The organism is Protofrankia sp. Cas8 (assembly GCF_963555845.1).
Lineage (GTDB): Bacteria > Actinomycetota > Actinomycetes > Frankiales > Frankiaceae > Protofrankia.
The window spans coordinates 1-6,565 of the sequence record NZ_CAUVXI010000155.1 but is presented as its reverse complement, the minus strand read 5'-3'; the positions used below and the strand labels follow the sequence as shown (position 1 = coordinate 6,565).

Sequence of the window (6,565 nt, the reverse complement as noted above, 5' to 3'; positions counted from 1 at the left end):
CAGCTGGACCGGACCCCCGGACGACCGGACAGCGGCCAGCTGGCCGCTGTCTCGTAGCGCTTGGCGGGATCCGGACCACTCCGCAGCAGGATCAACATCTCTGCCGTCCAGGATCGACAGGAGACGTCGGCGAGTGCTGCCACCATCGGTCGCAGATCCGGCCCCGGCGCGTCCGGGGGTTCGCCAGATCGTGATGCGCCCTGCCTGCGTCCCGGATGCGATCGTGCGACGGTCGCGAGGGTCAGATGACCACGCCAGGCCCGCGTGTCGTCGAGGCCGACCACGCCGGCCAGCTTCGCTTCCCGCCCTACAGCCGCGGCCAGCGGTGCCAGCGGTTCCTCGTCGACATCGGCGAACAGGACCCGTGATCCGAAACGGCCGCCGCCGGCAATGGTCACCGATGCCGGCGGATGCTTGCGGGCGACGTCGGCGAGCCGTTCGGTGAGATCAGGAAGGACGGCGGCCGGGACCTCGCCGAGGAAGGCGAGCGTGATGTGCCAGGTTTCGGGCGGGGCCCAACGCACCTCCGCCGCCAGCTGCCGATGGTCGGTCCGCAGCCGTCTGACGGCGGCGAGGAGCGGATCGACAACGTCAGTCGGTGGAACCAGAGCCACGAACAGTCGAGCCATAGCCAGCAGAGTCTGCGCGCCCGGCGGCTCCCGGGAAACCGACTACGGCAGAACTCATCGTGCATACCACGAAGAGGGAAATGATAGAAATCATTTTGACAAAATTCCTTTTACTTCCCCGCGTGGAGAGTTTGAGACGGAGTAGTTACGAATTACGCTCCAGGTCGCCGCGGTGGCAGGCACTATCGGGGGGTGACAACGGTTCCCGAGCTGGTGGCCTCACGCGACCCGGCAGGCGCCCGCGAATGGCGTGAGCGCCGCCGTGACGCCCGGCGGCACCAGCCCGATCTTCCCGGTGCGATGGTTCTGGTGACCGATGGCAGCGACCGCACGACCGCGTCGGTCCTGCGCGACGCGGGCGTGGACGTCGTGGGCCTCCTTGCGCCCGAGCCGCTGGAATCGCTGGCCTGGGCCGCGGAGGCCGAGGCACCCAGGGCCTATGCGGATCTGGTCGCGATGCTGTCGGACGAGATCGAGTGTGTGTGCATCGAGATGACGCCGCCCGGGTCCGACGTGATCGCCCGAAGGGCCGTTGAAGCGGGGCTGCACGTGCTGCTGTCGCGGCCGATGACCGCTGACCCGCAGGCGTTGCAGGCCGTTGCCGATCTCGCCGAGGAGTCCGATCTCGCACACGTCGTCGCCATGAACGGGCGTGCCTGGCCGGCCGCCTGGCACGTGCAGGCGTCAGCATCCTCACTCGGCCGCATCACCCAGGTGACCGTGTTCGCCGCCCCAGCCGGGTCGTCCGGTCGAGCCGAGATCATGGATCTGGTCGTGCGGTGGTGTGGAGACGTGATCGCCGTTTGTGCCCATCCGGCCGCCATGCCTGCCGCGAGCCTCACCGATGCCGCGCCTGTCACCCTGGCGCTGCTGTCGTCCAGCGGCGCCACGGTGCTGGTCAACGAACGACCCGACGGCCGACTGGACACCGCCACGATCACGATCTGCGGCACGGATGGGCGGATGGTCGTGCAGGGCCGTCGTGTCCTGCGCCAGGACGCGGACGGCACGCGGGATCTGCTGATGCGCGATGTGCCGGGCGCGCGTCCCGGTCTGGTCGAGGCGACCTACGACGTCGTGCGGGTCACGGAGCTCAACGACTCCGGTCTGGTGCGCGGCGCGACCTTCCACGATCTTCTGACGATCGGCCGGCTGCTCGCCGCCGCCGACGCCTCCCGGGCCGGCGGCGGCTGGGTGGAGCTGTAGGCCGACCCGACCCCCGACCCCCGACCCTGACCGCGTCGGGTGTCCGATGCGGCGCGGCCATCACGAGCCGGCCAGGGTGTCGAGGATGGGCGCGGCTCGGCTGAGGGCAGCCAGCTCGTCCGGGCTCAGCGACGCGAGCCGCTCGGCGAGCCACTCGTCGTGGCGCCGATGGTCGGCTTCAAGCAGGTCGAGGCCGGCCGCGGTGATCCCGGCGATGACCTGGCGGCCGTCGGTGGGATGCGCGCTTCGAGCAACCAGGCCGGCATCGGCGAGATGGGCGACCACCCGGGTCATCGACGGCGGCTGCACCCGTTCGTGCGCCGCGAGCTCACCAAGGGTCATGGAGCCATGTCGCTTCAGTGTCGCAAGGGCGGCGATCTGGGTGGGAGTCAGTGTGTTCGAGCGTTCCTGGCGCAACCGACGCGACAGGCGCATCACGGACAGGCGGAGGACCGACGCGAGTTGAGCTTCGGTGGCACTGTCCATCAGGTCAAGGTACCTTGTTAGCGACGCTAAGTTCCAGTGCGGTTGGACCTTCCCCGTGTCTCGTTCAGGTGTCTCGTTCAGGTGTCTCGTTCAGGTGTCTCGTTCAGGTGTCTCGTTCAGGTGCCTCGTTCAGGTGCGTGGTGGGCGGGTCAGCGCCGACCTGGTCGGTAGCTGGTCGGCAGCTGATGGTCCGTCACATGTCCCGTCGTCGCGCGGCTTCTCCGAAGGAAGCCGGACAGTCGTGCGGTCAGCCTTCGCCGGGTCGTACCGGAACGGTCCAGCCGCCGTCGACGACCAGGTCGGCTCCGGTGATGAAACCTGCCCGATCACCGGCAAGGAAGAGAACGGCCTGCGCGATGTCCTCGACGGCCCCCAGCCTTTTGACGAGCAGATTGGGCAGCCATCGTGCCTCGATCTCGTTTGTACTGGCGTCCCCGCCATGCACCATCGCAGTGTCGATCACACCGGGTAGGATGGCGTTCACCCGGATGTTCTGATCTGCGAGATCGACCGCGGCTGCTTTCGTCAGGCCTCGAAGGCCCCATTTACTGGATGTGTAGGCATGCGTTCGACCACCGGCACGTATTCCGTTGATCGACGAGATGTTCACGATCGCGCCGCCGCCGGACCGCCCCATGAGCCCGCAGGCCGACTTGATACCGAGGAAGGCTCCGGTGAGATTTGTTCCAACGACACGTTGAAATTCCTCGAGCGAGGTGTCGGCTATCCGGTTGAACGAGACGATGCCGGCGTTGTTCACCAGCACGTCGAGTCGACCGAAGCGCCGTTCGCACTCGGCCACCACGCCGATCCATGCAGGCTCGTCGGTGACATCCAGATGGTGATAGGTAGCCTGGCCGCCGATCTCGGCGGCCAGGTGCTGTCCCTCGGCATCGAGGATGTCGCCGATCATCACCGCAGCGCCTGCCACCGCGAACGCACGTGCCTCAGCGGCTCCCTGGCCACGGGCTCCACCGGTGACAATGACTACTTTGCCCTCGAATTCGCTGATGGTCGTGTTTCCTTTCAGCCCGCGCTCGCCGAGGCGCCGTTTGCCGCGAGTGCCGCGGGTACCGGCTCGATCGCGGTGCGGTTCGCGGCTTCACCGCGCTCACGCCGGGCGACCTCCTCGTGGACGAGCGGAATGAGGTGGCGGCCGTAGTCAATGGAGTCGTTGTACGGGTCGTAGCCACGGATCAACAGGGTCGTCACGCCGATGTCGACGTAGTCGAGCAGCGCCTGCGCGACGGTGTCGGGCGTTCCAACCAGCGCGGTCGAGTTGCCGGCGGCGCCGGTAGCGGCGGCGAGCGGCGTCCACAGGGCCCGGTCGTGCAGTTCGCCGGCGGCAGCCGCGGCGAGCAACCGCTGTGACCCGACGTTCTGCGGCGCCACATCGGGGCTGTAGCGCGCGCGGAACTGCCGGAAGATGCTGTTGGGCGCGTCGATGTTGGCACGCGTGGTCGTCAGGATGTGGTGGGCCCGTTCCCAGGCCAGCTCCTCGGTGGGGCCGAGGATCGGCCGGAACGACACGCTTATCCCGGGCCGGGGGCGGCCAGCCTTCGCCGCGGCCTGGTTGACCGCGGCGATCTGCTCGGCGGTTTCGGCCAACGGCTCACCCCACAGCGCGAACACGTTCGCCTGCCTGCCACCGACCCGGTAGGCCGCCGGTGACGAGCCGCCGAAGTAGAGCGGGATGTGCGGCTGCTGGACCGGACGAACGGTGGCCAGGTGGTCGTCCAGCTTGTAGTACCGGCCGTCATGGCTGAACGGTTCGGTCGATGTCCAGGCCTTTCTGACGATGTCGAGGTACTCGTCGGTACGGTCGTAGCGTTCGTCCTTGGTCAGGTAGTCGCCGTCACGCCGTTGCTCAGCGTCGTTGCCGCCGGTGATGATGTGGACGGCGATCCGGCCTGCGGAGAAGTGGTCGAGGGTGGCGAAGTACCGGGCCACCACGGTCGGGAAGACCACACCCGGCCGGTGGGCGATCAGGTAGCCCAGCCGCTCGGTGTTGGCGGCCGCGTAGGCGGCTACCTGGATGTTGTCAGGCGAGCTGGAACCGTAACCGATGAGTACCTTGTCGAAGCCGGCGTCCTCGTGCGCTCGCGCGATCCGGCGGACGTAGTCGCGGTCGACGGCCGGTCCTGATGTCTGGTGGGTCTCCGAGCCTTGGGCGGTGGAGATGAGGCCGATGAACTCGACGGGCATGGTGGAACTCCTTGCGAGCGGGGGATGGGTGTGCGAACTGGGTGCGAGCTGAATGCGAGCGGCGAGGGGTCTACGAACAGCCGTCGACGTCCGAGCCATTGGTCAGGACCGGTCCGGCCCATTGCAGGCCCGCAAGGTTGACCACGATCGCTTCCTGGGTGCTTCGAGCGATCACGACGATGGCCTCGATGTCGGGGTCGGGGTTCTCCTCGCGATGGGGGATCCACGGCGGCACGAAGATGAAGTCGCCGGGTGAGGTCCGCACGCGAACCTCCCGCCCGGCGCTCGGCCCCGGTTCCCCGTCGAGGTTCTGGTCCAGGAAGACGAACTGCGGGTGGCCACTCACCACGTAGATCGCTGTCTCGGAGTCGCCGTGGTGATGGTCGCCGGATGCGGTCGCCGGGGCGACATGGACCTGCCCCATCCACAGTGTGGACGAGCCGACGGTCGTGCCGCTGATAGCTGAGAACCGGAGCATTCCGCCGGTCTGCGCGGTGTCCGGGCACAGGTTCGCCTGGGTGATCTGGTGGAGCCGGCGGTGGAAGGGATCCACATCGCCGAAGTCGGGTGGGCTGAATGCGGGTGGGCCGAATGCGGGTGCACGCTCGGCGGTCATGACTCGTTCGTGCCCCGATGCGGGTCATGGGTGACCCCGAGCCAGGCGAGCAGTTCGGCCCGTAGTTCGACGAAGGCCGGGTCGGTGACGCTTCGGGGTCTGGGCAGGGTGACGTCAATGCTGTGGGCGATCACTCCATCTTTCATGATCATCGCACGGTCGGCCAGCAGGAGCGCTTCCTCGACATCGTGCGTGACCAGCAGGATCGCCGGGTTGTGGCGCTGCCAGAGCTGTTCGACAAGGCTCTGGGCCTTGATCCGGGTAAGGGCGTCGAGAGCGCCGAACGGCTCGTCCAGCAGCATCAGCTCAGGATCACGCACCAACGCCCGAGCCAGCGACGCCCGCTGTGCCTCGCCGCCGGACAGCGTCTTGGGCCAGGCCTCGGCGCGGTGGGCCAGGCCCACTTCTTCCAGCGCCGCGATCGCGCGGGCCTTGTCCGGTCGCCCGGGCAGGCCGAGGATGACGTTGCGCCATACGCGTTTCCAGGGCAGCAGGCGCGGTGCCTGGAAGGCCACGGCTCGCCGGGACGCCACCCGGACGTCTCCGCTGATCTCGGTGTCGAGGTCGGCCAGGATGCGCAGCAGCGTGCTCTTCCCGCAGCCACTCGCGCCGAGCAGCGCGACGAACTGTCCGACCGGTACATCCAGGTCGAGGCTTTCGATCACGGTGTTGGCACCGAAGGCGCGTCGTAGGTTGCGGACCCCTACCGCGAGTGGGGTGCCCTCCGGTGCTGTCGTGCGGGGCGGAGCGGGAGCGGCGGGAGCGAGCAGCGTGCTCACGCTCCGCTGAAGGCTGGTCGCCACGACAGCAGCATCCTTTCGAGAAGTCGGACGAAGGCGTCGACGGCGAGCCCGAGGAAGGCGTAGACCACGAGGCAGACCACGATGATGTCGGTCCGCTGGTACTCCTGGGCGTCGTTCATGAGCTGGCCGAGGCCGCGGTTGGCGTTGACCTGTTCGGCGAAGATGAGCGCCAGCCATGCGATGGCCAGGGAGAAGCGGATGCCGACCAGGACGTTGGGCAGCGCACCCGGCAGGATGACGTGTCGGATCAGGCCCAACCTGCCCAGCCCGACCGTGCGCGCGGCCTCGACCAGGTTGGAGTCGACGTTGCGGATGCCGGCGTAGGTGTTGAGGTAGAGCGGGAAGGCGACACCGAAGGCGATCAGAGCGATCTTCGGCGTCTCACCGATGCCGAACCAGATGATGAACAGCGGGATGAGACCGATGAACGGCACTGTCCGGATCATCTGCACCGCCGCGTCGATGAGATCCTCACCGAGCCGGAACAAACCGGCCAGCAGCGCCAGGAAGATCCCGACGGACCCGCCGAGCAGCAGGCCGCTGCCGACCCGTTGCAGCGACACTCCGATCGCCTTTGGAAGATCTCCGTTGCTGACGAGATCGCCGAATGTGGTGACCAC

The 6,565-nt window shown here is 67.8% G+C and carries 8 protein-coding genes; 1 reads left to right on the top strand and 7 read right to left on the bottom strand.

What is annotated here, in order from left to right:
* A partial coding sequence (thpR, locus tag U9977_RS19410) for an RNA 2',3'-cyclic phosphodiesterase (protein WP_322750702.1) occupies positions 1-614 on the bottom strand: 614 nt, incomplete at its 3' end.
* A gap of 207 nt (positions 615-821) precedes the next feature.
* Between thpR and U9977_RS19405 the strand changes: the two genes are divergently transcribed.
* Positions 822-1,835 carry a Gfo/Idh/MocA family oxidoreductase gene (locus U9977_RS19405; RefSeq protein ID WP_322750701.1) on the top strand — a complete coding sequence of 338 codons (1,014 nt, stop codon included), beginning with the start codon at positions 822-824 and terminating at the stop codon, positions 1,833-1,835.
* A gap of 60 nt (positions 1,836-1,895) precedes the next feature.
* Here U9977_RS19405 and U9977_RS19400 read toward each other — a convergent pair whose 3' ends face one another.
* From U9977_RS19400 to U9977_RS19375, 6 genes are all read right to left on the bottom strand, one after another.
* The gene (locus U9977_RS19400; RefSeq protein ID WP_322750700.1) at positions 1,896-2,321 is read right to left on the bottom strand and encodes a MarR family transcriptional regulator; all 426 of its coding nucleotides are present in this window, start codon (positions 2,319-2,321) and stop codon (positions 1,896-1,898) included.
* A 247-nt stretch (positions 2,322-2,568) separates the two neighbouring features.
* Positions 2,569-3,333, bottom strand: coding sequence for a glucose 1-dehydrogenase (locus U9977_RS19395; protein WP_322750709.1), 765 nt, complete (start codon positions 3,331-3,333; stop codon positions 2,569-2,571).
* A 14-nt stretch (positions 3,334-3,347) separates the two neighbouring features.
* Positions 3,348-4,526: an LLM class flavin-dependent oxidoreductase gene (locus U9977_RS19390; protein WP_322750699.1), complete on the bottom strand. Its 1,179-nt coding sequence runs from the start codon at positions 4,524-4,526 to the stop codon at positions 3,348-3,350.
* Between the two features lie 70 nt (positions 4,527-4,596).
* Positions 4,597-5,142: a cupin domain-containing protein gene (locus U9977_RS19385; RefSeq protein ID WP_322750698.1), complete on the bottom strand. Its 546-nt coding sequence runs from the start codon at positions 5,140-5,142 to the stop codon at positions 4,597-4,599.
* Positions 5,139-5,945, bottom strand: a complete 807-nt coding sequence (locus U9977_RS19380; protein ID WP_416210696.1) for an ABC transporter ATP-binding protein — start codon at positions 5,943-5,945, stop codon at positions 5,139-5,141. Before U9977_RS19380 ends, U9977_RS19385 begins: the two co-directional genes overlap by 4 nt.
* Positions 5,918-6,565: ABC transporter permease subunit (locus tag U9977_RS19375; RefSeq protein ID WP_322750697.1), on the bottom strand; the 648-nt coding region annotated here is incomplete at its 5' end. The genes U9977_RS19380 and U9977_RS19375, both read right to left, overlap by 28 nt.

Coding starts and splice junctions, on each gene's coding strand:
- U9977_RS19400 (WP_322750700.1), bottom strand. CDS start 2,321: ATGGACAGTGCCACCGAAGCTCAACTCGCGTCGGTCCTCCGCCTGTCC.
- U9977_RS19385 (WP_322750698.1), bottom strand. CDS start 5,142: ATGACCGCCGAGCGTGCACCCGCATTCGGCCCACCCGCATTCAGCCCA.
- U9977_RS19390 (WP_322750699.1), bottom strand. CDS start 4,526: ATGCCCGTCGAGTTCATCGGCCTCATCTCCACCGCCCAAGGCTCGGAG.